Here is a 22,541-nt window from a genome sequence, read left to right on the forward strand (position 1 = left end):
TCATCGAGGTCGTCGACGGTCTGGCCGCCAATGGCGAAGACGGCAACGGCGCGGTCGAAGCCAAGGTCAAGGCCGAGGTCGCAGACCTCTGTGCACGATTCCCCATCTACCCGAACCTGTAAGACGAAGGACCCAAACCCATGAGCTTTCATTCCATTGAACAGGCCCCCGCCCGCCTGAACCGCAGCGAACTGGCCGTCCCCGGCAGCCAGCCCGGCATGTTCGAAAAGGCGGCCAAGTCCGATGTGGACGTCATCTTTCTTGATCTGGAAGACGCAGTCGCACCGGACGAAAAGGAACAGGCACGCAGAAACATCATCGGGGCGCTGAACGATATCGACTGGGGCAACAAGACCATGTCGGTGCGGATCAATGGTCTGGATACTCACTACATGTACCGCGATGTGGTGGATGTGGTCGAACAGGCTGGAGAGCGGCTGGACCTGATCATGATCCCCAAGGTTGGCACCGCCGCTGATGTCTATGCCGTCGACATGATGGTCACGCAGATAGAAGACGCAAAAGGCTACAAGAAACGGATCGGTTTCGAACATATCATCGAAACCGCGCTGGGAATGCAGAATGTCAGCGAGATTGCAGCAGCCTCGAAGCGCAACGAAAGCCTGCATTTCGGGGTCGCGGATTATGCGGCTTCGACCCGCGCACGGACCACGATCATTGGTGGCGTGAACCCGGACTATTCGGTTCTGACCGATCCTGACGCCGGGGCCAACCGGGCAACGCATTGGGGTGACATGTGGCACTATGCATTGGCGCGCATGGTCGTGGCGGCCCGTGCAAATGGTCTGCGCCCCATCGACGGGCCATTTGGGGACTTCCAGGACCCCGAGGGATACAAGGCCGCCGCCAAGCGCGCCGCTGTTCTGGGTTGCGAAGGAAAATGGGCCATCCACCCCAGCCAGATCACACTTGCGAACGAGGTGATGTCGCCCGGTGATGCCGAAGTGACAAAGGCCCAGCGCATTCTGGAAGCCATGGCCGAAGCCGAAGCTGCCGGAAAAGGCGCGGTTTCGCTGGATGGCCGGCTGATCGACTATGCCTCGATCCGGCAGGCCGAAGTGATGGTGGCGAAAGCCCGTCAGATCGCCGCTGCCTGACGCCACTAAATTCAGGTCTCACTTCGGACCTCCACGCATCCGCCAATAAGATCGCATTGGCGGATGCAAGCCCGGTCCCAATCTCCACGCAGACAGGCGAACAGACGCGGCTCAACGTTTCGGAAATGTGCGGCCTGACGCCTGACAATTCCGGAAGCTTCAATACCTGACCAGGTCAAGGATTCGGGATTCCGCCCGTTGGCGGTCGTCAGTTCAATCTGGCCTCCAACACGACCGAACGCACGTACCCACCCGAGCCATCGAACCATTTGGAAGGCACGACATTGCTCAGATCTCGCCTGCCGCGCTGCTCATACTGAAACTGGGCGAAAGCCTTGTTGCCTTTGCCGTGCGTCGTGTTGGGTTTTGACGGCAACCAGTTTGTGTATTTGACCGGCTCACCGCTATACCAGCGCCAGCCGATTTTTGCATTGCCTTCACCGGGGTCCTTTCTGAAACCGAAATACGGCCCCGCCTTGTAACTGTAATTCGTCCTGCTGTCGTATCCGACGTCAAAAAAGGACGGGTCATTGGCAATCATGCGAACAATAAACGCATTCTCTTCGGCTGACGTTATTGCGGCAAGATCGACACCGCATTTCTGGGCTTCGCCGCGAGCATTCCGAATGTTGCCCGAGAAAACCATCACAATGTAAAGGCTGTCGCGAAACGTACCGTAGATGCTCTTTCTCAACCCAAGACAGCCCAGGATCGACGTGATTTCTTCAGATTCGCCGAGCAACTCCAGTTCTTCGACGTTCTGACGAACTGCGAACGGGTTGCTGATGAAACTGTCGTCCGCCCCTTTTTGCAAACCGATCCCCAGACTGGCCAGCACGGCAAGATCTACGTATCCGGTCTGCTCAAAACTACTCTCGGCCTGAAAAGACCGTATTCCAGCGCGTGTCCTTGGGCCAATAGCGCCATCAGGCGTCCCAACATCAAAACCTGCTTTATTGAGTTCTTGCTGCAAACGCATTTTCATTTCTCGATCCGGCAGCAACATGTCTTCCAACACACCGATACGCCCATCTTTTTTGACCCAATTTGGTGTTATTTCGGCCATACGGTTCAGCACTTCCGGTTCGGCAATCGACGCCGCGCGGTATTTCTGGCTAATCAGACTCCAGCCCCGCATCGTGTTGACCGTCATCGCTGCTTCCATTTCGTCTTTGCGAGTTACAGTCGGTGCCAACGGAACGGGTGTAGCGGGCGCCTGTAATGCCGCCGTTTCCAGGCCAGGGACCAGAAAAATGTCCTGACCCGGAAGCGATCCATAGATGAAAGGTTCTTGAAAACCGTCCGTCAGTTCAAACACCCGGTCTCTTACCCGGCGGAACATCTTACCCAGCTCCAACCCCGGCTGTTCGATATGCTCCAAAAGCGCCTGCGCGTAAGGGCTGTTCCGGCCTTCGCCATCCTGCGCCAGTGTGCCCCCGCGGGCGGCATATCCCACAACCACACCGCCCGGTTCCACCGCAGCCAGCCCGCGCCCGACCGATCGGGTCGCCGAAACGCGTGTCATCTGCGCCAGGAACGGATTGTTCCGACAGGCGTCGACCAGTACGATTTTCAGCCCGGGGGCATCTGCAATGGCGTTCACGATCGCATCCAGACGGATGGCCTCGAACTCGACGTCCCGATCGCTTTTCAGCGTTGCGTTTACCGGTATCAGGTAGTTCGTGTTTTCGATCTCGATCCCGTGGCCGGCAAAATAGACCAAGGCCACGTCAGCGGCCGCGGCGGTTTCCGCAAAGTCGCGCAGTGCGATGCGCATACCGTTGTAGTCGAGGTTCAGGCTTTCGGTGACTTCAAACCCAATGCGCCTGAGAGATGCCGAGATATCTTCGGCGTCATTGGCCGGGTTACTCAAGTCCGATACATGCTGATACGCGGAATTACCGATTACAAGCGCGACCCGATTTTCCAGGGCTTCAAGCCGCAATGGCATCAGCAGGACAAGCAGGCCAAAGGACAGAAGCCAGATGCCAGTTCTCCAACAGCGACCAGAAGACATGCGCACTCACCCGAACTCATTCAAACAGCGCTGAGGACTTTAGCACAACTCTGCTCAACCTCAGAATCCGCCAGGGCAACGGGACACAGACGCGTCCCAAACTGGACTCTGACTAAATTCATGCTTACCGTTGCTTTTGAATATTCTGTTTTTTTAAGGGTTTACTGTGCGAGGCTTCGGGTGCCGTCGATCAGGGTTTCAAAATTCACACTGTTGTTCACGCTGGCACTGCCGGTGTTCTTTGACACTGGCGTATTGGCGGCAAGCGAAGAACAAGTCACCAACGGGTCCAACGACGTTGTGTTTATCCCCCCTGAGATTGGTGCGCCCGGAGACCGAATGGGGGCCGGCACACGCGGCACGCTTTCGGGTGATGACACCAAACTGCTGACGTTGCTGGTACCGGATGGTGGCGGCCTGACAACTCTTTCATCCCCCCCATTGGTCTGGCGTCTGGCGCACGGCCACCGGGGAAACCTGATCATCGGCCTCAATCCACTTGGATCATTGGGCGTGGAGTTGCAATTACAGGGCCCATTTCCGCCGGGCGACTACGGGCTGGATCTTGGCAGGTCCGATTACACGCTGGAAACCGGCCGCATCTACGAATGGCATGTGGCGCTGATCGACCAGCAATCCGGCGCTGTTCTGGAGCGTGCGACAGCTTTGATCGAGCGGTTTCCGGATCAGATGAAGGCTCAGAACCCCGCGACGGCAGGTCTTTGGTTCGACGCGCTTGCGGAACTGGTTGAAATTGGCCTCAGCGGTCGCGTAAGGGCCACTGACGCAACCGGGTTCGGGCAGCTTCTGGAAACAGCCGGTGTGGGCCATTGAAGTCGGAAGATCAAAGGCAGACATGGCTGAGACCGTCGATGCTGATGCCAGTCTGGCAAAGCTGGGCACTGGTCGGCTTGATTACTCTTGTTGTCGGAGGTTTATTGGTCGAATTGCGGGTGAAGGGTCTGCTTGAGCCTCTCCAACGTGCCCAATACGACTGGACCACTTCGGTGCTGGCAACCTCTGAACAAACGAAAGATGTCCTTCTTGTCGCCATTTCTGACGACGATCTCGGGCAATGGGGTTGGCCAGTCCCCGACGCGCAGATCGCACAACTGACGGAAACCTTGCTGGCCGCCGGCGCGACCGCAGTCGGGATCGATATATACCGGGATGTTCCTGCGGGCGATGGCCGGGACAGGCTGATCAACATACTGAACGAACCCAGAGTTGTCGTGATCTCGAAACTGGCCGACGCAGGCGGGACAGGCATCGACGCACCTACCGGGGTAAAAACCGGGTTTTCGGACATTCCGATTGACCCCGATGGCGTTGTGCGGCGCGCCCTTCTGCTGGTCAACACGCCGGATGGGATCGCAGTGTCGCTGTCAATGGAACTGACGGCGATTTTTTCATCAAGGCCCACATTGCAAAGCGCCCCGGATAACCCACGTTTTCTGGCGTTTGGTAAAACGACCGCAGAGCCATTGGTTAAAGGGCTGAACTTGTTTCGTAACGCCGATACTTCTGGTTATCAGATCATGATCGACTATCTGAATGATCTTCCGATTGCCCACCGAGTCCCCGCAGCAGATGTACTGGCTGGGAAAGAGCTGGCGCAATTCGACGGAAAGACGGTCATCATCGGTGTTACCAGCCACTCGGTTAAGGACTATTTCTCGACTCCCCTCAATCGGGCAACCGGGGCCAGTTTCACTTTCGGCGCGGAAGTTCACGCAGCCATTGCGCAACAGCTGATCGACTATTCGAATGGTTCGCGTTCTCCGTTGAGCTCTCTGAGCGACCTTGCCTCCTCTATCATCATCCTGCTTTCAACATTTGCCGGCGCAGTTGTGGCTGTATTCGTTCGAATGACTTCGCGGGCTATCGGTATGGCGACGGTGGGCGGGACGGTCTTGTTTGCCGGTCTGTCCGCCCTTCAAGCGGCAGCCCTGCTGGCGCCTGCAGCGACCACGTTGTTGGGCTGGTCTATTGGGTTTCTCATTGGGTTCGCCGTTATCGCCGGAGTTTCACGCAACCAAAGACGCGCCATCGTTCAGGTGTTTTCATCACACCTGTCCGAGGAACTTTCCGCCGAAATATGGCAGCAGCGAAAAAGACTTCTGTCCGGCGGCAAGCCAAGATCCCGCCGTCTGTTCGTCACCGCACTGCTGGCCGATATCGAAGGTTCAACGCGGGTCGGAAATTCGATGGATGCGGAAGATTTCATGGTGTGGGTATCGCGCATATTGGACAGGTTGGGTGAAATCGCACGCGAACATGGCGGGTTTGTCGAAAAGTTCACAGGAGATGGGATCCTCGTCGTATTCGGCGCTCCGATACCAAGCGAGACAGAAAGCCAACGGCAGGTCGACGGCCGGTCGGCCTTGCAATGCGCGCGCACCATGCGTCAGGCCGCGATCGCACTGAATGCAGAATTGAACGATCAGCCGAAATACAATCTGCGAATTGCACTGAACAGCGGCGAGGCATTGGGAGGAACTCTGGGCGTGAGCGGCTCGCTGCACTACAATGTGATCGGTGACACAATCAACGTGGCCGCAAGACTGGAAAGCTGGACAAAATCCCTTGATCGCGACAGCGGCGGGTTCCGCCCTGTGTGCATGACCATGGCCACTGCGCGCACCATTGACCCCAATCGTGATTGGCCCGTGCTGTCCTCATTCCTTCACGACGATGGGATTACCGATATTCAGGTCGTCGCCGTCGAAATGGAATAATGAGTACGGCCTTCTGAAAAATGTTCCGTGCTGGCAGAGCGTCGTGGGCACTCAACCTCCGCAATTGCATAGGTGCCTGCGCACCCCTCCACGGAAACAAGGGCTAGTACTGAACGCAGGAGAGTCAGGCAGTCTTTTGCACATAGGACTTTCCGCGAATTCAAAGGTCAGAGGCTTGCCTTTGGAAGTGGCATAGCGACGAAGCGTTTAGTGTGAAAAACCACAATTGGTGTGACGATCTTCGGTAAACAAAAATACATTAAGGTGATCAAGTAATGCATTGAACTTTCACCACTCCGTGCCGCATCGTCATCCGAATGGGGTAGCCTTTTTGCGCGATGTTTGATGACGAACATGGCCTGATCCACTCCTCACTCCAACAAGCGAACAGTCTCGCCCGTTTTCAGCGCCTTCTGGGCGGCAAGTCCCATCTTTACGGCCCAGATACCATCATGCAAACTCACATCCGGGCCCGCCTTTTTGCCGTGCAAAAGATCCAGGAACCCTTTGTGCTGATAGAATGTCGAACCGTTGTGATCCCCCGCTGCCAGAAGACGGGGATCGACGGGGATTTCCTGCGCGACAGGTCCCTTCGGATCCCGCGGACTTAGAATAACCTGCGGCACCGGCGGCTCGCCCAGATGCTTTGGCCAGAACCGGCCCGGTCCCGGCACCAGCGCCTCGATTTTGGCCTCGCGACCCACGGCCGAGATTTCTTCCTGATAGCGAGAGCCTTCCGCAAACATGCACAATTCCAGCATGGCTCGTGCGCCATTGGCAAAGTCGACAAGCACATAGCCGTGATCAAGAATATCAGGCACCTCACCGTCATAGCTCTCGTTCAGATGGTTTACGGCCTGTCCGCCGCTGGCCGAGATGCGCACCGGGTCAGAGTGCAGGATCAGGCGCATCAGGTCGAAGAAATGGCAACATTTCTCGACAAAGGTTCCACCGGTGTTGCGATTGAACCGGTTCCAGTTGCCGACCTTCTCCAGAAACGGAAAGCGATGTTCGCGGATCGTCAACATACGGACCCCACCCGTTTCCCCGATCTTCTCGATCAGCGCAGCTATGGGTGGCATATAGCGATACTCCATCGCTACCCAGATCGGATGCGGATAATCGCGCTGCAAACGCTCCATCCGCGCCGCATCCTGCGGGTCGGTGAACAGGGGTTTTTCTACCAGCAGCGGCAGCGGGCGCATCTGAGCGATCTCGCAGATCTGCTCGACATGCAGGTGGTTCGGGCTGGCAATAACCAGGCAGTCCAGCTCACTGACCGCCAGCAACTCCTGCACGGACCCCGCCATCACCGCATCCGGCGCGATGGCTTTCGCGGCATTTGCCATTGCCGGGTCAGGTTCGAAAATCGCCGCAACGCGCGCGCCTTCCAACAAGCCGATATTGTGCAGGTGTTCCTGCCCCATCATGCCGCATCCGATCAGCCCGTAATTGATGACCCGGGTCATGCGCGTTTCCTTTTACTTCAAACGTTGGACATAGGTGGCCCGATCTGGATCGAACCATGTTTTTGAGAACTCAACGGGCGCCGCCCCTTCGGACCAGCTGAACCGCTCGATATACCCTACGATCTGACCGGCGGGCTTGGTGAAGTCAGGTGGCGTCCAGTCGGGCAGCGCACCGACCGAAACCCGGTCCTCGGCCCGGGTGATCCAGAACCCCAAATGGTGCTGGTAATACCGGTAAAGAGAATCCGACAGCAGGTTGCGATCAATCCGACCGGCTGATTCGTCCAGCCAGATTTCCTCGACCGCGATAATTGTGTCATTCAGATAACGCATCCGGCGCACGCGGGACCCGGTTTCGGCGGTACCAAAATTTGGCAGATCAGACGGCTTGCGCAGATAGTCGACCGACAGGATATCCGCCCGCGGCAGGCCGCCGCCTTGGGGCAGTTCCAGCCGGAACATCGCGTAAACGCTGTTCTGGGTTCCCGTCTCGCGAACATAGTTTCCCGAACCCTGAATGCGTTCCAGCATCCCCTTTTTCTCAAGCTCCGATAGCGATTTTCGCAGCGTCCCGACCGAGACCTGAAGTTCGGCCGCCATATCCCGTTCGGGCGGCAGGCGTTCCCCGTCGATAAGACGGCCCGCCGCGATGTCACGGATCAGAAGTTCCGCGATCTGAACATAGATCGGCAGTGCGTTTGGGTTTCGGCTGGTTGGGGACACGTCTGGGCGCTTCATTCGGTCGCAGGAAAAATTGATACACTATTGATCTACATCAATGCGGTTGCTACGCAAGAGGAAAGTGGAAACCGCGCGGAGAACGACTCAGATGACCATCGTCCCCATCACTTCGCCTGATCTGGACGCGGCAGAAGTATCGTGGTTCGCGGCGCTGTGCTCAGACGATTATCAGTTTCTGGGCGTGCCGGATGGCAATCTGCGGTCCAGCTGGGAGCATTGCTCCGGCATCGTGAAAGAAGCTGAAGCGCAAGGGTTTCGAAACATTCTGTGCCCCTCGTCCTATCAGGTCGGGCAGGACACGCTGAGCTTTGTGGCGGGCTGTGCACCAATCACCGATAGGATCAATTTGCTGGCCGCGGTTCGCTGTGGCGAAATGCAGCCAATCATGCTGGCCCGTACCATCGCAACGCTGGATCACATGCTGAAGGGGCGGCTGACGGTCAATATCATCTCGTCCGATTTTCCCGGCGAAAAGGCTGAAAGCGCCTATCGTTATCAGCGCTCTCGCGAGGTGGTGGAAATTCTGAAACAGGCCTGGACCCAGGATGAGATCAATCATGCGGGCGAAGTCTATAACTTTTTGGGCCTGACGACCGATCCGGCCAGGCCCTATCAGACCGGTGGTCCGTTGCTGTACTTCGGCGGCTATTCTCCGTCGGCCCTGGAGCTTTGCGGCGAGCACTGTGACGTCTATCTGATGTGGCCGGAAACCAAGGATCAACTGGCCGAACGGATGAAGGCCGTCCATGCGGTTGCCGAGAACTACAACCGAACACTGGATTACGGCCTGCGCGTGCACATGATCGTCCGCGATACCGAGGCCGAAGCGCAGGAATACGCGGATTACATCGTCTCGAAACTCGACGATGAATATGGGCGCGCCATTCGTGAACGCGCGCTGGATGCAACCTCGCTGGGTGTGGCGCATCAGGCCAAGAACCGCGATCTGGCGGATGAATACGGCTATGTCGAGCCCGGTCTGTGGACTGGCGTTGGCCGCGCAAGGTCCGGTTGCGGAGCCGCGCTGGTCGGGTCGACCGATCAGGTTTTGTCCAAGATCGAAGAGTATCAGAAAATGGGCATCCGCGCGTTCATCTTCTCGGGTTATCCGCACATGGATGAAGCCAGGCACTTTGGCGCCCGCGTTTTGCCCAACCTGAAAACCTGCTCGCTTCCCGAAGAATACGGGCGCGTGCCAAAGACGACCCCGGCCACACCGCTGGGCAACGGAGTTCGCCGCTGATGCAACGTGTAAAACTATCGGACACGCTGGAATTGAGCCGCCTTGTCTACGGAATGTGGCGGCTGGGCGATGACAGTGATACTTCGGCGGACCATGTCGAAGCCAAGATCCAGTCCTGCCTGGATCAGGGCATCACCACCTTCGATCAGGCTGACATCTATGGCGGCTACGCAGCCGAAGCTGTGCTGGGTGCTGCGCTGCGCGCCAATCCCGGTCTGCGCCAGCGGATGGAAATCGTTACCAAATGCGACATCATCGCACCTGTCGGGCGGTATTCGGATGCGAAGGTCAAATACTATGACACCTCGCGCGCGCATATCCTGCAGTCAGTCGACACCTCGCTTTCGGAAATGGCCATCGACCATATCGACTTGCTGCTGATCCACCGTCCCGACCCGCTGATGGACCATCATGACACTGGCGCAGCACTGGATGAAGTTGTCACCAGCGGCAAAGTGCGCGCGGTTGGCGTGTCCAACTTTCGACCTTGGGACTGGACACTGTTGCAATCTGCGATGAAGACCAAACTGGTCACCAACCAGATCGAGATTTCTTTAGGCGAGATCAGCCCCTTCACCAATGGCGATCTGGCGTTCCATCAGCAGCATGGACAACCGGTCATGGCGTGGTCGCCGTTAGGCGGCGGAATGTTGATGGCCGGGAACCCTCCGGTCGGGGTGGTGGCAGACGAAATCGCGCAAGAGTTCGGGGTGGACCGGGCCGCTGTGGCGGTGGCTTTCCTGCTGGCGCATCCGGCGGGCATTCTGCCGGTGCTGGGCACCAACAACCTGGAACGGATCAAGCGCATCTCGGACGCACTGAATGTCAATCTGGATCGTGAAAGCTGGTTCCGCCTGTACGAGGCGGCACTGGGGCATGAGGTACCATGATGAACGCAATTTCAAAGGACCTGACACGCACCTTCGTCCCGCACAAGGACGACACCCGCACCCTGCGCGACGCCTTTGGCCGCTTTGCCACCGGTGTTACCATCGTCACCTGTTACAGCGAAGACGGACCAATCTGCATCACGGCGAACAGCTTCTCGTCCTTGTCACTGGATCCGCCTCTGATCATGTGGGCTGCAGACCGCAATTCGCGCCGGTTCCCCTATTTCCACAAGGCGCGGCATTTCACCGTTCACGTGTTATCGTCTGAACAGGACGCACTTTGCTTTGGCTGTTCCAAGGACGCCCATGCGCTGCGCGACATCCGGCATGAGCGGTGCACAAACGGAACGCCGCTGTTGCCGGATTGTCTGGCACGTTTTGAATGCGAGCAGCACGCCTATCACGATGCAGGCGATCACGTGATCGTGGTGGGAAAAGTCCTGAAGGCCAGCATGAGCGACGGAGACGCACTGACCTTCTATGCCGGAAAACTCGGCCAATTCGCGAAGAAATAAGCGCGTTCTGACGACTGCGGGACGAACCCGCAGCTGAACTTGGGAGGATCCGCATGGGCGGACTGGCATCGGTGCTTGCACCGATTGCATTCGTGAACGAAACCGTGCTGCGTCTGGGCCGCGCGGTTGGCGTTGTTGCGATTGCATTGATGGTGATCGCAATCCTGATTCAGGTGTTCTTCCGATATGTCCTGGGCAACGCTCTGCCCTGGCCGGATGAAGCCGCCCGGTTCTGCATGCTCTGGATGACCGGCCTGATGGCTCCGACGGCTTTTCGGCGTGGCGGGTTCGTGGCGATTGACATGTTGCAACGGTTCTTACCTCGTCTGCTGGGCCAGTCCCTCAATCTGTTCTTGTTGCTGATCTCGCTGATCGTCCTGCTGGTCGCCGTCAATATTGGTTGGTCTGAAGTCACGGGCTTTGGCGGCAGATTTGCCACTGCTGCTTTGTACCTGCCAACATCGTTCGGTTTCGATGAATGGTACCGTATTCCCCGCAGTTGGATGATGGCCTCGCTGCTGGTGGGGATCATCCTGCTTATCTCGGTGAATATCGAGCTGATCCTGCGATCCCTGATCACCATGCTCGGCGGCGCACATCTTCTGCCGGAAATTCCCGAAGCAGCCGTGGGGGCCGAATAGATGCTGATCTGGTTCCTGCCCACTTTCCTTGTTTTCCTGTTGATAGGCCTACCGGTCTTTTTCGCGCTGCTGGCCGCGCCGGGCATTCTGCTGTGGCTCAACGGCCAAACGAATGACATTACGCTGCTTTATCGCAATGTCTACAATGGCATGGACAGCTTTCCGCTGATGGCCATCCCCTTCTTCATGCTCGCCGGAGAGCTGATGAACCGGGGCGGCATCACCATTCGCCTCGTCGAATTCTCGCAGGCCCTGATGGGGCACCTGCGCGGAGGACTGGCACATGTGAACGTACTGAGCTCGATCCTGTTCGCCGGCCTCTCGGGCTCTGCCGTGGCCGACACATCCGCCTTGGGGTCAATGCTGATCCCAGCGATGGAGAAACAGGGCTATACCCGCAAATTCGCCGCGGCGATTACAGCGGCCAGTTCGGTCATCGGGCCGATCATCCCGCCCTCGGGCATCATGATCATCTATGCCTATGTCATGGGTGAAAGCGTCGCCGCCCTGTTTCTGGCCGGGATCGTCCCCGGGATCATGGTGGGCGTCGGCCTGATGGTGATGATCAAATTCATGGCTGATCGCTATGATTTCCCGGTCGCCAGCCGGAAATACACCTGGGATGAACGCCGCCAGGCCAGCCTCAAGGCGTTCTTTCCGCTGATGACACCCGTGATCATTCTCGGCGGCATTCTGGGCGGCATCTTCACGCCGACCGAAGCCGCTGCTGTCGCGGTCGGCTATGCGTTCATCATCGGTTTTTTCGTCCTGCGCACGCTGACAATGAAGGAAGTGCCCGAGGTTCTCAGCAATGCGGGCATGACCTCGGCTGTTGTGTTGCTGCTGGTCGGCGCCGCGATGGCGTTCAAGACGGTGGTCAGTCTCAGCCACGCGCCCGAACAACTGGCCTCGCTGATCCTCAGCCTGTCCGAAAATCCGTTGATCCTGCTGTTTTTGATCAACCTGCTTCTGTTCATCGTCGGCATGTTTCTGGATGCAGGTCCCGCGATCATCATCCTTGGCCCGATCCTTGGCCCCATCTTCACCAGCCTTGGCGTCGATCCGATCCATTTCGCCATTATCATGAGCGTCAACCTGACTGTTGGTCTCGCCACGCCACCCATGGGGCTGGTACTGTTCGTGGCCGCCGCCGTGTCGCGGGAACGGGTCGAAACCATCGCCAAGGCGATCCTGCCGTTTCTGGCGGTCGAAATCATAGTGATCTTCCTGATCACCTATATCCCCGCACTATCCATGACGATCCCGAGGATAACGGGATTTGCAAACTGACTGAGTACCACAGGGAGGAAACGCATGCTCAGACAATTCATCAAAACCGCTGCGGTGGCCACATCGCTTGTGGCCGCGTCCGCCATGGCCGCTGTGGCTGCAGACTATACACTGCGGGCAACTGCGAACTCGAATGAAAACGACGAAGACTATGACGGCCTGATCGTTTTCAAAAACTATGTCGAGGCCGCGTCGAACGGAGCTATCGAGGTCGAGTTGTTCATCGGCACGCAGCTGTGTTCGAACGGCGCGGAATGCCTGCAGGGCGTGGCTGACGGCACTATCGACATCTACATTTCCACTTCCGGCGGGGCCTCGGGCATCTTCCCATACGTGCAGGTTCTGGACCTGCCCTACCTGATGGCCGATGACCGGATTGCCGAGCATGTGCTGTCCGGTGACTTCACCCGCACCATGCGCAACATGGCGCTGGAAGACTCGGGCGGCGCGATCCGCCTTATGACCATCGGCAACACCGGTGGCTGGCGCAACTTCGCCAACACACAGCGCCGCATCGCCGAGCCTGCCGATATGGAAGGTCTGAAAATCCGTACCGTGGTCGCAGACCTGCCGCAGGAACTAGTGAAAGCACTGGGTGCATCCCCTACACCGATCCCGTGGCCTGAGCTGTTTACCAGCTTCCAGACCGGCGTCGTTGAGGGCTCGAAGAATGGCATCACGGACATCATGGGCATGAAATTCCCTGATGCGGGTCTGCAATTCGTCACGCTGGATGGCCACGCCTACATGGGGGCGCTGTGGTGGATGAACAACGCCAAGTTCCAGGAAATGCCCGAGGACCTGCGCCGCGTGGTTGTCGACGGCTTCTATGCGTTGCAGCAGGCCACCTTTGCCTCGCCCAAGCGCAAGTCGATTCAGGCTTATGAGGATTTCGTCGCCGGTGGAGGTGATCTCTATGTCCTGACGCCAGACCAAAAGGCTGCGTTCAAAGCGGCCGCAACTCCGGTCTATGAGTGGTTCCAGTCCAACGTTGCCCGTGGTGACGAGATTTTTGGTGCGCTGACCGACGCGGTTGCCGCGGCTGAGGCCGACGTGAACGCGTCACGTGACGCGGATCTGAACTGATCTGGCGGGTCGGGCCTGTGGTCCGACCCTCACCGAAACGGGTACATCCACCCTTTGTAATCGTTCACCAGAACATGCGCCCTTTCGATCTGCTCCGGCGACATTTTCTTGACCACTTCCTCAAGGCTGATCGCCGCGTCGGGATCGCCGCCAATGGCGCTGAGCGTGTACCACATGTAGGCCCGCACCAGATCGGGCGCGGGCATGCCAAGACCCAGCTCATAGTACCAGCCCACACCAGACTGCGCCCCGGGATGCCCTTTCATCGAGGCGCGCAGATACCATTCGAACGCCCGTTCGTAATCCTGCGCGACTCCAAGACCCAACCCGTACATCACACCGATCAACTCTTCGGCTTCGGCATTGCCCGATCGGGCGGCCGGCAACAATTCCTCGCGCGCAGCTTCGAACTCTCCGGCCTCCATCATGTCGCGGGCCTGTTCCAACTCGGCCAGCGCAGGCGTCGCAAGACAGAAAAGGGCAAATACAAACTGGCGCATGGGGTGGCTGCTCTCCTTTGGGGCGGGATGGCGGCAGCGCAAGACTTGCCGCGCCCATTGACCGACGATGACTTCATTTCTTTTGATATGAAACAGGCCGCCATTGGTCATCAACTGTTTTACGATCCAATCCTGTCAGGCAACCGGAACATCGCCTGCGCCCATTGTCACCACCCGGATTTCGGTACCTCTGACGGGTTATCGTTGGGTATTGGTGAGGGCGGACAAGGGCTGGGACCGAAGCGTACCCCCGGAACCGGAGCCGGCAGAATCCGCAAACGTATCCCTCGCAATTCTCCGGGCCTGTGGAACCTTGGCGCGAAAGACATTCACACGGTTTTTCACGATGGACGGCTCAGTGTTTCCGAAGTCTACGGCAACGGCTTCAACTCCCCTGCGCAGGAATGGCTGCCGGAGGGGCTGAATTCCCTTCTGGCCGCGCAGGCACTTTTTCCGCTGACATCACAATTCGAAATGGCCGGGAACGTAGCTGAAAATCAGGTCACCGGAGCGGTACATGACCGGATCGACAAAGGCTGGCCGATCCTTGCCAAACGGGTTCGTACCGAGCCTCGGTATGGCCCTGCCATGGTCGCGGCCTTCGAAGAAATCGAAACCACCGAAGAAATCACGATCACCCAGATCGCCAATGCGCTGGCAGCCTTTATGGCCATCGAATGGCGCAGCACGGACAGCCCGTTCGACCAATTTCTGGCGGGCGATGCCGATGCCCTTTCACTTGCGCAGAAAAACGGCATGAACCTGTTTTATCGAAAGGCAAAATGCGCCACCTGCCATTCCGGGCCTTTGATGTCAGATCAGAAGTTTCACGCGTTGGGCCTGCCACCCTTCGGACCCGGTCGTACCCGACAGTGGGATCCTTTTGTGCGCGACGTGGGCCGAATGGGTGAAAGTGACCAGCTGGAGGACGCCTACCGTTTCCGAACCCCGATGCTGCGCAACGTTGCCCTGACTGCACCCTACGGCCATAACGGCGCATTCCCGGACCTTAAAAGCATGATCCGCCATCATCTGGACCCACAAACCAGTCTGGCGAACTGGACACGCGACATGGCGGCCCTGCCCCCGGTTCCCTGGCTTCAGGATGCGGATTTTGTAGTTTGGGACGACCGGTTTGAAATGGAACGTCAGCGCAACAAGGTCGATATTGCCCAAGTCAGATTGACCGACGCGGAAATCGACAACCTCGTGGCCTTTCTGCATTCCTTGACAGGTGTCAGCGTAGACGCCCCACCCTTTGGCGTACCAGCAGGATTCGTTCCCTAGCGCATCTTACTCAAAACAAAGAAGGAGTTCTCAGGGTCTAGACGCGGCGGCTCCCGGACCATAGCGGCACAGCATCATATCGACGCTGCTTTCGATGGTTTCGGTCATTTCCGAGTGGCTGAGCACTCCGCCACTGAACATCATGGGCCAGAACGCCTTTGCCTTGATCAGTCCGATAAACTCCTTACCCGCCTGATCAGCGTCTTCGATCTGCAACTGGCCGTCCTCGGCGGCGTCTTTCAGCATGGCGATGAATGTCGAGGTCTTGTCCAGCTTGCCCTGTGCTGCCGCCGCCAGATCCGGGTTGCGCAAAGTTTCGCTGATAATCATCCTCGACATCGCAATCACGTCCGGGCGCATCAGAATCCGGCCCTCAGCCCAGGCCAAATCCGTCAACTGTTCGCGAATATCGCGCCCCGGCTGATACCGGATCTCCAATACCTCGGCAAAACGGCCGGACAGTTCAGTTACAATTGAACGAAAGAGATTTTCTTTACTTTCAAAGTACTTGTAAAGCGTGCGCTTTGACACTTCGGCCCGCGCCGAAATGCGATCCATACTGGCAGAAGCAAAGCCCTTGTCCTGAAACTCGGCCACGGCGGCCTCAATGATCTGGGCGTACTTGGACTCATTCGGTGAATTGCATTCGTTCATGTTCCACCTATAGACCCATCACGTCCGGCCGGTCAAACAACAGTGTAAACTTGAGAGTTTACATCAGCTGATTTGACACTTAAGGTAAACGCGCCAGTTTACCGATTCAGGTATCCAGCCCAACAGGAGAACCCCTCATGGCTCTGACATTGAAGTTAAACGGTGAAACCCACACGGTCGACGCCGAACCCGGCACGCCCCTGCTCTGGGTGATCCGGGACGAACTCAAGCTGACCGGCACCAAGTTCGGGTGCGGTGTCGCATCGTGCGGTGCCTGCACCGTACACGTGAACGGCGAACCGGTTCGTTCGTGCCAGACCTTTGTAGAAGACATTGAAGACGCAGAAATCACGACAATTGAAGCCGTTGGCGACGGAAAGATCGGCGCAGCCGTGCAGCAAGCATGGGTCGAACTGGACGTGGTCCAGTGCGGTTATTGCCAGTCGGGTCAGGTGATGTCGGCGGTCGGACTTCTGTCTGAAAACCCGAAGCCCAGCGTCGAAGAGATTGACGACTACATGTCCGGCAACGCCTGCCGCTGCGCCACTTACCAACGCATCCGCGCCGGAATCCAGCGCGCTTCTGAAATTCTGGAGGCCTGATCCATGACCATCAACACTTCTCGCCGTGGATTTCTGAAAGGCGCTGCTGCCGCCGGTGCCGTCCTGCTGGTTGGCGCCCGCCCCGATGGCGTTCTGGCTGTCGCCTCATCCGAGACCGCGCAGTTCAACCCGTTCGTGAAAATTGACGCCGATGGCACCGTGACCGCCATCGTCAAGCACTTTGAAAAGGGTCAGGGCCCTGCAACCGGTCTGCCGACGCTGATTGCGGAGGAAATCGGCCTGACCATGGACCAGATCAAGTACGAATTCGCCCCATCCAATCCGCAGGTCTACAACAACCTGCTGTTTGGCCCCTTCCAGGGAACCGGCGGGTCGACCGCGATGGCAAACTCGTGGCTGCAGTACCGCCAGGCCGGTGCTGCTGCGCGTGAAATGCTGATCACTGCGGCTGCCCAAAGCTGGGGTGTGGATGCGTCAGGCATCACTATCGAGGAAGGCATCGTCAAGGCGGGCGACAAATCCGCACCGATTGCGGAGTTCGTTGCGGCGGCCTCTCAGTTAGAGGTTCCGGCCGAGCCGCGTCTGAAAGACCCGTCAGAGTTCCGTCTGATCGGCAACGAAGCGGTGCGCCGCAAGGACTCGGCCATCAAGGGCAATGGTCAGGCCATGTATGCCATGGACGTTCACCTGCCCAACCAGATGGTTGCCATGATCAAGCGCCCGGAATCGAAGGGCGGCGTCGCGCTTGGTTTTGACGACAGCGCGTCGAAAGAGGTTAAGGGCTACATCAACGCCGCCGTCCTGCCCAACCAGGCGGGCGTCGCGGTTTATGCCGAAAACACCTGGGCCGCGATTCAGGCACGTGACGCGCTTGTGGTCGAATGGGACATGTCGGGTGCCGAAACCCGCGACTCGGATCAGATCAGGACCGAGATCATGGCCGCCCTGGACGCTGAACCCACATATAATGTGAACAAGGCAGACGTCGCAGCTGTGGCGACGGCCATCGAAGGCGCGGATAAGGTAGTCGAAAAGACCTTCTACTTCCCTCTGCTGGCACATGCACCGATGGAGCCGCTGAACTGCACCATCGAACAGACGGCCGAAGGCGACATCGTCCTGCATGACGGCGCGCAGATGCCAACCGGCCCGCATATGGCCTATCAGCAGATCTTCCAGCTGCCGCCTGAGAAGATCCACATCAAGACGATGCTGGCCGGTGGCTCGTTCGGCCGTCGCGCAACGCCTGATGCGGATTATCAAGTCGAGGCCGCGCTGGCTTTTGTGATCACCGACCGTTCGCGCCCTGTGAAACTGGTCTGGACACGAGAGGATGATATCCGCAGCGGTTATTACCGCCCTGCATTTGGCCACAAGGTGCGTGTGGGTCTGGATGGAGAAGGCAACATCGTTGGCTGGCAGCATCAGGTGGCCGGACAATCGGTGATCAAAGGCACGCCGTTCGAAGCCGTTCTGGTAAAAGACGGGATCGACCACAGTTCGATCGAGGGGATTGCTGACAGCCCGTACACAATCCCCGGCATGGCTCTGGGTCTGACCGACACGCCCAAAGCTACAACCGTTCTGTGGTGGCGCTCGGTCGGTCACACCCACACCGGCTACGTGATGGAGGCCATGATGGACCTTGTCGCCGAAACAGCGGGCCGTGATCCGGTGGAGTTCCGTCTGGCACATCTGGCGGATACCAGCGACGCCGATCAACAGCGCAAAGCAGGCGTCCTGAAACTTGCCGTTGAAAAAGCTGACTGGGGCAACGCACCCGCAGGCCGCGCGCAAGGGATTGCCGTGCACAAATCCTTCGGATCCTACGCAGCTCAGGTCGTCGAGGTTTCGGGCGATCCAGAGAACGGCATCAAGATCGAAAAGGTCACTTGCGCCGTGGATTGCGGGATTGCGGTGAACCCCGATGTGGTGCGCGCGCAGATGGAGGGTGGTATCGGCTACGGTATCGGTCATGTCATGCGGGATCAGATCACGCTGACCGGAGGCGTCGTGGACCAATACAACTTCCCGGACTACGAGCCTTTGCGCATCGGCGACATCGCGGAGATCGAAGTTCATATCGTAGCTTCCGCCGAGGCCCCGACCGGTGTCGGTGAGCCGGGCACCCCCCCCTCGGCCCCGGCCCTTGCCAACGCGATCCGCGCGCTTTCGGGCATCAAGGTGACCTCGTTGCCGATGGCGGAAAACGGCGTCAACTTCGTCTGACGTCCTGTGGTCCCGCGCCAGCGTTGGTTGGCGCGGGACTCAAAGCCCTACCTGACCGCAGGAAAAATTTGATCAAATTCCGTGACAAGACGCGCGGTCTCGACTACATCTCGGGAAACGAGAGTATTGGAGACCAAAATGGACCTGAGCGCCCTGCCCGGTTTTCGTGTTGCTGCCTGTGACCTTAACGGTCAGATGCGCGGCAAACGCGTGCCGTCCTCTTACGCAGAAAAGCTGAACAAAGGCGCGGTCCGCATGCCGTTTTCGGCGCTGAATGTCGATCTTTGGGGCGCGGATATCGAAGGCAGTCCGCTGGTATTTGAATCCGGCGATGCCGATGGGATGCTTCTGCCGACCGATCGCGGACCGATTCCCATGCCCTGGCTTGATGCCGAAACCGCGCTGGTCCCGATGGCATTATATAATGACAAGTCCGAGCCATACGCAGGGGATCCCAGACATGCGCTTGCCGCAGTTCTGGCCGACTATGCAAAGCGCGGCTGGTCCGTGATCGCGGCAACTGAACTGGAGTTCACGCTGCTTGATGCATCGGGATCACAACCCGGAGCGCCTGCCAATCCGGTCACGGGTCGCAGATTGTGCGACGAGGCTGTCCTGTCCCTTGCGGAGCTGGACGCCTTTGATGCGTTCTTTACCGAGCTCTATGACGGTTGCGTGGCCATGGACATCCCCGCCCAAACCGCCATTTCCGAAAGCGGAATCGGCCAGTTCGAGATCAACCTGAACCATCAGGACGCCATGCGCTGCGCCGATGACACGTGGCTGTTCAAGGCCTTGACCCGTGGACTGGCCCGCAAACACGGCTTTACGGCGACATTCATGGCAAAACCCTATCCGCAGGACGCGGGCAACGGAATGCATGTCCATTTTTCCGTGGTCGATTCATCGGGCCGCAATGTGTTTGACAATGGTGGCCCCGATGGCAGCCACGAGTTGCACGCGGCTGTTGCAGGCTGTCTTGCCGCGATGCCGGGCAGTACGCTGGTTTTTGCCCCTCACGGAAACTCTTACACGCGCCTCGTGCCCGGGGCGCACGCTCCAACCGGGGCAAGCTGGGCTTATGAGAACCGAACCGCTGCCATCCGTATTCCCGGCGGCGCGCCGGTGGCACGTCGAATTGAACATCGCGTGGCTGGTGGCGACATCAACCCCTACCTGATGCTGACAGCTGTGTTGGGGGCAGCATTGGCCGGTATCGATGACGGGTTGCAGCCGCCCCCGCCGATTACCGGAAATGCCTATGAAATTGCCGGGCTACCGCAATTGGCAGGCGACTGGTCCTCGGCCATATCCGCGTTCGAGGCGGACCCGATGATCCGGCGGATCTTTCCCGCTGAACTGATCCGTAATCTTGTCATGACAAAACGGCAGGAGATCGCGCGGTTTTCCGAGCGCGCGCCAGAGACGCACTGGCTCAGTTACCTCGAGGCCGTATGACCCCCTTGCCCGCGATCAAGGACTCGCGTAGAATAAAATTTGATCAAATTTGGTGAATCATGAAAATCGGAATCCTAGTTACCGGCCACGCACCTGAACAGCTGGCTGACGACTTCGGCGAATATGATGCGATGTTTCGCGCCCTGCTGGATGGTCATGACTTCGAATTCGTGACCTTCCAGGTGGTCGACAATCAGTTCCCGAAGGACGTCTCTCAGGCTGACGGTTGGATCATCACGGGATCGCGTCACGGCGCTTACGAAGATCATCCGTGGATACCCCCGCTTGAGGACCTGATCAGGGAAATCCAGAATTCTGGAAAGCCACTGATCGGCGTGTGCTTTGGCCACCAGATCATCGCCCAGGCGCTGGGTGGAACGGTAGAAAAGTTCCAGGGCGGCTGGGCTGTCGGACGAACGGATTATGAACTGGACGGCCAGACGGTTTCTCTGAACGCCTGGCATCAGGATCAGGTAACCCGATTGCCCGAAGGCGCACGCGTGGTTGGTCAGAACGGGTTCTGCCGCAACGCAATGATCGCTTACGGAGACACGATCTGGACGGTGCAGGCGCATCCCGAATATTCCGATGACTTTATCGAGGGCCTGATGAGGACGCGCGGAAAAGGCGTGGTCCCGGACCCCATTTTGCAGGATGCGGCCAACCGCACGCGCGGACCGATCGATAATCCCGCAATTGGCCGTCAGATGGCAGAATTCCTGAAGAAAGAGAGGGCCTGATGGCCGACTGGAAAAAACAGCTGCCAGAGGCAGCGCGCGATTATATTGAAGGCCAACGTCTGGATGAGGTCGAGTGCATTATCTCGGATCTGCCGGGGATTGCCCGCGGCAAGGCCGTGCCTGCATCAAAATTTGCCAAGCAATCCTATTTTCATCTGCCCGACAGTATCTTCTATCAGACGATCACGGGTGACTGGGGCGAGGCAGCGGGCGAAGATGGCTTCATCGAACGCGACATGATCCTCAAGCCGGATTTCTCGACCGCTTCGGCGGCGCCCTGGACGGGTGACTGGACGCTACAGGTTATCCATGACGCCTATGACCGGGACGACAATCCGATCCCGTACAGCCCGCGCAATGTACTGAAACGCGTCGTGCAGCTTTATCATGACCGGGGCTGGAAGCCGGTCGTCGCACCCGAGATGGAGTTCTTTCTGGTCGCCCCCAACGTCGATCCGGCGCAGGAAATCAAGCCGATGATGGGCCGTTCGGGCCGTCCGGCTGCAGCGCGGCAGGCATATTCGATGACTGCGGTGGACGAGTTCGGCCCCGTGATCGACGACATCTATGACTTTGCCGAACATCAGGGGTTCGAAATCGACGGCATCACGCAAGAAGGCGGCGCGGGCCAGTTAGAGATCAACCTGCGCCACGGCAGCCCGGTGAAACTGGCCGATGAGGTCTTCTACTTCAAACGCCTGATCCGCGAAGCTGCACTGCGTCACAACTGCTTTGCGACCTTCATGGCCAAACCCATCGAGGACGAACCGGGCTCGGCGATGCATATTCACCACTCGATCATTGATATCGAAACCGGTGAGAACATCTTTTCCGGGCCGCAGGGGGGCGAGACGGACGCGTTCTATCATTACATCGCCGGATTGCAGAACCACCTGCCCGCCGGTCTGGCCGTCATGGCACCTTATGTGAATTCCTATCGCCGCTATGTGAAGGACCACGCCGCCCCGATCAATCTGGAATGGGCGCGTGACAATCGGACGACGGGCATCCGTGTTCCGCTGTCCAGCCCCGAAGCGCGTCGCGTTGAGAACCGCATCGCGGGTATGGATTGCAACCCCTACCTGGGCATCGCCCTGTCTTTGGCCTGTGGGTATCTGGGACTGACACAGCAGGAACGGCCCCGGCGCCAGTTCTACGGCGACGCCTATGAAGGCGACGGTGACATCCCGCAGGTCATGGGCAGTGCGCTGGATCTGTTTGACGAGGCCACAGCCCTGCACGAGGTTCTGGGACCGGAATTCGCCCGCGTCTACAGCATCGTCAAACGGGCGGAATACGAAGAATTTCTGCAGGTGATTTCCCCGTGGGAGCGCGAGCATCTTCTGCTGAACGTCTAAGGTA

General features: G+C 58.3%; 20 protein-coding genes. 15 read left to right on the forward strand and 5 right to left on the reverse strand.

Going from position 1 to position 22,541, the window contains the following annotated elements:
• The first annotated feature begins 140 nt into the window (after positions 1 to 140).
• Complete coding sequence (locus ACR0J8_RS12870; protein ID WP_480525496.1) at positions 141 to 1,118, forward strand: HpcH/HpaI aldolase/citrate lyase family protein; 978 nt, start codon at positions 141 to 143, stop codon at positions 1,116 to 1,118.
• A 208-nt stretch (positions 1,119 to 1,326) separates the two neighbouring features.
• Here the strand turns inward: ACR0J8_RS12870 and ACR0J8_RS12875 are convergent, their stop codons facing one another.
• Positions 1,327 to 3,135: a caspase family protein gene (locus ACR0J8_RS12875; RefSeq protein ID WP_480890546.1), complete on the reverse strand. Its 1,809-nt coding sequence runs from the start codon at positions 3,133 to 3,135 to the stop codon at positions 1,327 to 1,329.
• A gap of 213 nt (positions 3,136 to 3,348) precedes the next feature.
• Here ACR0J8_RS12875 and ACR0J8_RS12880 point away from each other — a divergent pair, with 213 nt between their 5' ends.
• Together ACR0J8_RS12880 and ACR0J8_RS12885 are read left to right on the forward strand one after the other, a co-directional pair.
• Positions 3,349 to 3,969: a DUF928 domain-containing protein gene (locus ACR0J8_RS12880; RefSeq protein WP_480890549.1), complete on the forward strand. Its 621-nt coding sequence runs from the start codon at positions 3,349 to 3,351 to the stop codon at positions 3,967 to 3,969.
• A gap of 38 nt (positions 3,970 to 4,007) precedes the next feature.
• On the forward strand, positions 4,008 to 5,873 hold the full coding sequence (locus ACR0J8_RS12885; protein WP_480525492.1) for a CHASE2 domain-containing protein: 1,866 nt from the start codon (positions 4,008 to 4,010) through the stop codon (positions 5,871 to 5,873).
• A gap of 371 nt (positions 5,874 to 6,244) precedes the next feature.
• Here the strand turns inward: ACR0J8_RS12885 and ACR0J8_RS12890 are convergent, their stop codons facing one another.
• Positions 6,245 to 7,342, reverse strand: coding sequence for a Gfo/Idh/MocA family protein (locus tag ACR0J8_RS12890; protein WP_480525491.1), 1,098 nt, complete (start codon positions 7,340 to 7,342; stop codon positions 6,245 to 6,247).
• Between the two features lie 12 nt (positions 7,343 to 7,354).
• Positions 7,355 to 8,080, reverse strand: a complete 726-nt coding sequence (locus tag ACR0J8_RS12895; RefSeq protein WP_480525489.1) for a GntR family transcriptional regulator — start codon at positions 8,078 to 8,080, stop codon at positions 7,355 to 7,357.
• Between the two features lie 91 nt (positions 8,081 to 8,171).
• Here ACR0J8_RS12895 and ACR0J8_RS12900 point away from each other — a divergent pair, with 91 nt between their 5' ends.
• From ACR0J8_RS12900 to ACR0J8_RS12925, 6 genes are read left to right on the forward strand one after another with little or no spacing between them, the layout of a single operon-like run.
• Positions 8,172 to 9,326 (forward strand): LLM class flavin-dependent oxidoreductase, encoded by a 1,155-nt coding sequence (locus ACR0J8_RS12900; protein WP_480525488.1) that lies wholly within the window; start codon positions 8,172 to 8,174, stop codon positions 9,324 to 9,326.
• Complete coding sequence (locus ACR0J8_RS12905) at positions 9,326 to 10,216, forward strand: aldo/keto reductase (protein ID WP_480525486.1); 891 nt, start codon at positions 9,326 to 9,328, stop codon at positions 10,214 to 10,216. The genes ACR0J8_RS12900 and ACR0J8_RS12905 overlap by 1 nt, the downstream gene beginning before the upstream one ends.
• On the forward strand, positions 10,216 to 10,731 hold the full coding sequence (locus ACR0J8_RS12910; protein ID WP_480525509.1) for a flavin reductase family protein: 516 nt from the start codon (positions 10,216 to 10,218) through the stop codon (positions 10,729 to 10,731). The genes ACR0J8_RS12905 and ACR0J8_RS12910 overlap by 1 nt, the downstream gene beginning before the upstream one ends.
• Before the next feature lie 53 nt (positions 10,732 to 10,784).
• Entirely contained in the window at positions 10,785 to 11,372 is a 588-nt protein-coding gene (locus ACR0J8_RS12915) for a TRAP transporter small permease (protein ID WP_170614655.1), read from the forward strand.
• Positions 11,373 to 12,662 carry a TRAP transporter large permease gene (locus ACR0J8_RS12920; protein ID WP_480525484.1) on the forward strand — a complete coding sequence of 430 codons (1,290 nt, stop codon included), beginning with the start codon at positions 11,373 to 11,375 and terminating at the stop codon, positions 12,660 to 12,662. It begins immediately after the preceding gene.
• Between the two features lie 24 nt (positions 12,663 to 12,686).
• Positions 12,687 to 13,748 carry a TRAP transporter substrate-binding protein gene (locus tag ACR0J8_RS12925; protein WP_480525482.1) on the forward strand — a complete coding sequence of 354 codons (1,062 nt, stop codon included), beginning with the start codon at positions 12,687 to 12,689 and terminating at the stop codon, positions 13,746 to 13,748.
• Positions 13,749 to 13,777: 29 nt separating this feature from the next.
• On the opposite strand, the gene ACR0J8_RS12930 is transcribed toward ACR0J8_RS12925, so the two are convergent.
• On the reverse strand, positions 13,778 to 14,248 hold the full coding sequence (locus ACR0J8_RS12930) for a tetratricopeptide repeat protein (RefSeq protein ID WP_170680337.1): 471 nt from the start codon (positions 14,246 to 14,248) through the stop codon (positions 13,778 to 13,780).
• 27 nt (positions 14,249 to 14,275) lie between these two features.
• Between ACR0J8_RS12930 and ACR0J8_RS12935 the strand changes: the two genes are divergently transcribed.
• Positions 14,276 to 15,535: a cytochrome-c peroxidase gene (locus ACR0J8_RS12935; protein WP_480525508.1), complete on the forward strand. Its 1,260-nt coding sequence runs from the start codon at positions 14,276 to 14,278 to the stop codon at positions 15,533 to 15,535.
• A 30-nt stretch (positions 15,536 to 15,565) separates the two neighbouring features.
• Here ACR0J8_RS12935 and ACR0J8_RS12940 read toward each other — a convergent pair whose 3' ends face one another.
• Complete coding sequence (locus ACR0J8_RS12940) at positions 15,566 to 16,189, reverse strand: TetR/AcrR family transcriptional regulator (protein ID WP_480890557.1); 624 nt, start codon at positions 16,187 to 16,189, stop codon at positions 15,566 to 15,568.
• Between the two features lie 137 nt (positions 16,190 to 16,326).
• Between ACR0J8_RS12940 and ACR0J8_RS12945 the strand changes: the two genes are divergently transcribed.
• The 5 genes from ACR0J8_RS12945 to ACR0J8_RS12965 all read left to right on the forward strand — a co-directional run bounded on the left by ACR0J8_RS12945 (position 16,327) and on the right by ACR0J8_RS12965 (position 22,537).
• Complete coding sequence (locus tag ACR0J8_RS12945) at positions 16,327 to 16,791, forward strand: (2Fe-2S)-binding protein (RefSeq protein ID WP_170680341.1); 465 nt, start codon at positions 16,327 to 16,329, stop codon at positions 16,789 to 16,791.
• Between the two features lie 3 nt (positions 16,792 to 16,794).
• Positions 16,795 to 18,981, forward strand: coding sequence for a xanthine dehydrogenase family protein molybdopterin-binding subunit (locus ACR0J8_RS12950; protein ID WP_480890561.1), 2,187 nt, complete (start codon positions 16,795 to 16,797; stop codon positions 18,979 to 18,981).
• Positions 18,982 to 19,119: 138 nt separating this feature from the next.
• Entirely contained in the window at positions 19,120 to 20,439 is a 1,320-nt protein-coding gene (locus tag ACR0J8_RS12955) for a glutamine synthetase family protein (protein WP_480525475.1), read from the forward strand.
• A gap of 59 nt (positions 20,440 to 20,498) precedes the next feature.
• A complete protein-coding gene (locus ACR0J8_RS12960) occupies positions 20,499 to 21,179 on the forward strand; it encodes a type 1 glutamine amidotransferase (protein WP_170806404.1) in 681 nt (226 codons plus the stop codon).
• Positions 21,179 to 22,537: a glutamine synthetase family protein gene (locus ACR0J8_RS12965; protein ID WP_170806405.1), complete on the forward strand. Its 1,359-nt coding sequence runs from the start codon at positions 21,179 to 21,181 to the stop codon at positions 22,535 to 22,537. Before ACR0J8_RS12960 ends, ACR0J8_RS12965 begins: the two co-directional genes overlap by 1 nt.
• Positions 22,538 to 22,541 lie beyond the last annotated feature (4 nt).

It is taken from the genome of Ruegeria sp. N11, from assembly GCF_056531525.1.

What these genes read in the sequence shown, in the direction of transcription:
- ACR0J8_RS12910 (WP_480525509.1), top strand. Translation starts at nt 10,216, where the DNA reads ATGAACGCAATTTCAAAGGACCTGACACGCACCTTCGTCCCGCACAAG.
- ACR0J8_RS12945 (WP_170680341.1), top strand. Translation starts at nt 16,327, where the DNA reads ATGGCTCTGACATTGAAGTTAAACGGTGAAACCCACACGGTCGACGCC.
- ACR0J8_RS12935 (WP_480525508.1), top strand. Translation starts at nt 14,276, where the DNA reads ATGGCGGCAGCGCAAGACTTGCCGCGCCCATTGACCGACGATGACTTC.
- ACR0J8_RS12955 (WP_480525475.1), top strand. Translation starts at nt 19,120, where the DNA reads ATGGACCTGAGCGCCCTGCCCGGTTTTCGTGTTGCTGCCTGTGACCTT.
- ACR0J8_RS12905 (WP_480525486.1), top strand. Translation starts at nt 9,326, where the DNA reads ATGCAACGTGTAAAACTATCGGACACGCTGGAATTGAGCCGCCTTGTC.
- ACR0J8_RS12900 (WP_480525488.1), top strand. Translation starts at nt 8,172, where the DNA reads ATGACCATCGTCCCCATCACTTCGCCTGATCTGGACGCGGCAGAAGTA.
- ACR0J8_RS12950 (WP_480890561.1), top strand. Translation starts at nt 16,795, where the DNA reads ATGACCATCAACACTTCTCGCCGTGGATTTCTGAAAGGCGCTGCTGCC.
- ACR0J8_RS12960 (WP_170806404.1), top strand. Translation starts at nt 20,499, where the DNA reads ATGAAAATCGGAATCCTAGTTACCGGCCACGCACCTGAACAGCTGGCT.
- ACR0J8_RS12930 (WP_170680337.1), bottom strand. Translation starts at nt 14,248, where the DNA reads ATGCGCCAGTTTGTATTTGCCCTTTTCTGTCTTGCGACGCCTGCGCTG.
- ACR0J8_RS12875 (WP_480890546.1), bottom strand. Translation starts at nt 3,135, where the DNA reads ATGTCTTCTGGTCGCTGTTGGAGAACTGGCATCTGGCTTCTGTCCTTT.
- ACR0J8_RS12895 (WP_480525489.1), bottom strand. Translation starts at nt 8,080, where the DNA reads ATGAAGCGCCCAGACGTGTCCCCAACCAGCCGAAACCCAAACGCACTG.
- ACR0J8_RS12890 (WP_480525491.1), bottom strand. Translation starts at nt 7,342, where the DNA reads ATGACCCGGGTCATCAATTACGGGCTGATCGGATGCGGCATGATGGGG.
- ACR0J8_RS12940 (WP_480890557.1), bottom strand. Translation starts at nt 16,189, where the DNA reads ATGAACGAATGCAATTCACCGAATGAGTCCAAGTACGCCCAGATCATT.
- ACR0J8_RS12870 (WP_480525496.1), top strand. Translation starts at nt 141, where the DNA reads ATGAGCTTTCATTCCATTGAACAGGCCCCCGCCCGCCTGAACCGCAGC.
- ACR0J8_RS12925 (WP_480525482.1), top strand. Translation starts at nt 12,687, where the DNA reads ATGCTCAGACAATTCATCAAAACCGCTGCGGTGGCCACATCGCTTGTG.
- ACR0J8_RS12920 (WP_480525484.1), top strand. Translation starts at nt 11,373, where the DNA reads ATGCTGATCTGGTTCCTGCCCACTTTCCTTGTTTTCCTGTTGATAGGC.
- ACR0J8_RS12885 (WP_480525492.1), top strand. Translation starts at nt 4,008, where the DNA reads ATGCTGATGCCAGTCTGGCAAAGCTGGGCACTGGTCGGCTTGATTACT.
- ACR0J8_RS12915 (WP_170614655.1), top strand. Translation starts at nt 10,785, where the DNA reads ATGGGCGGACTGGCATCGGTGCTTGCACCGATTGCATTCGTGAACGAA.
- ACR0J8_RS12965 (WP_170806405.1), top strand. Translation starts at nt 21,179, where the DNA reads ATGGCCGACTGGAAAAAACAGCTGCCAGAGGCAGCGCGCGATTATATT.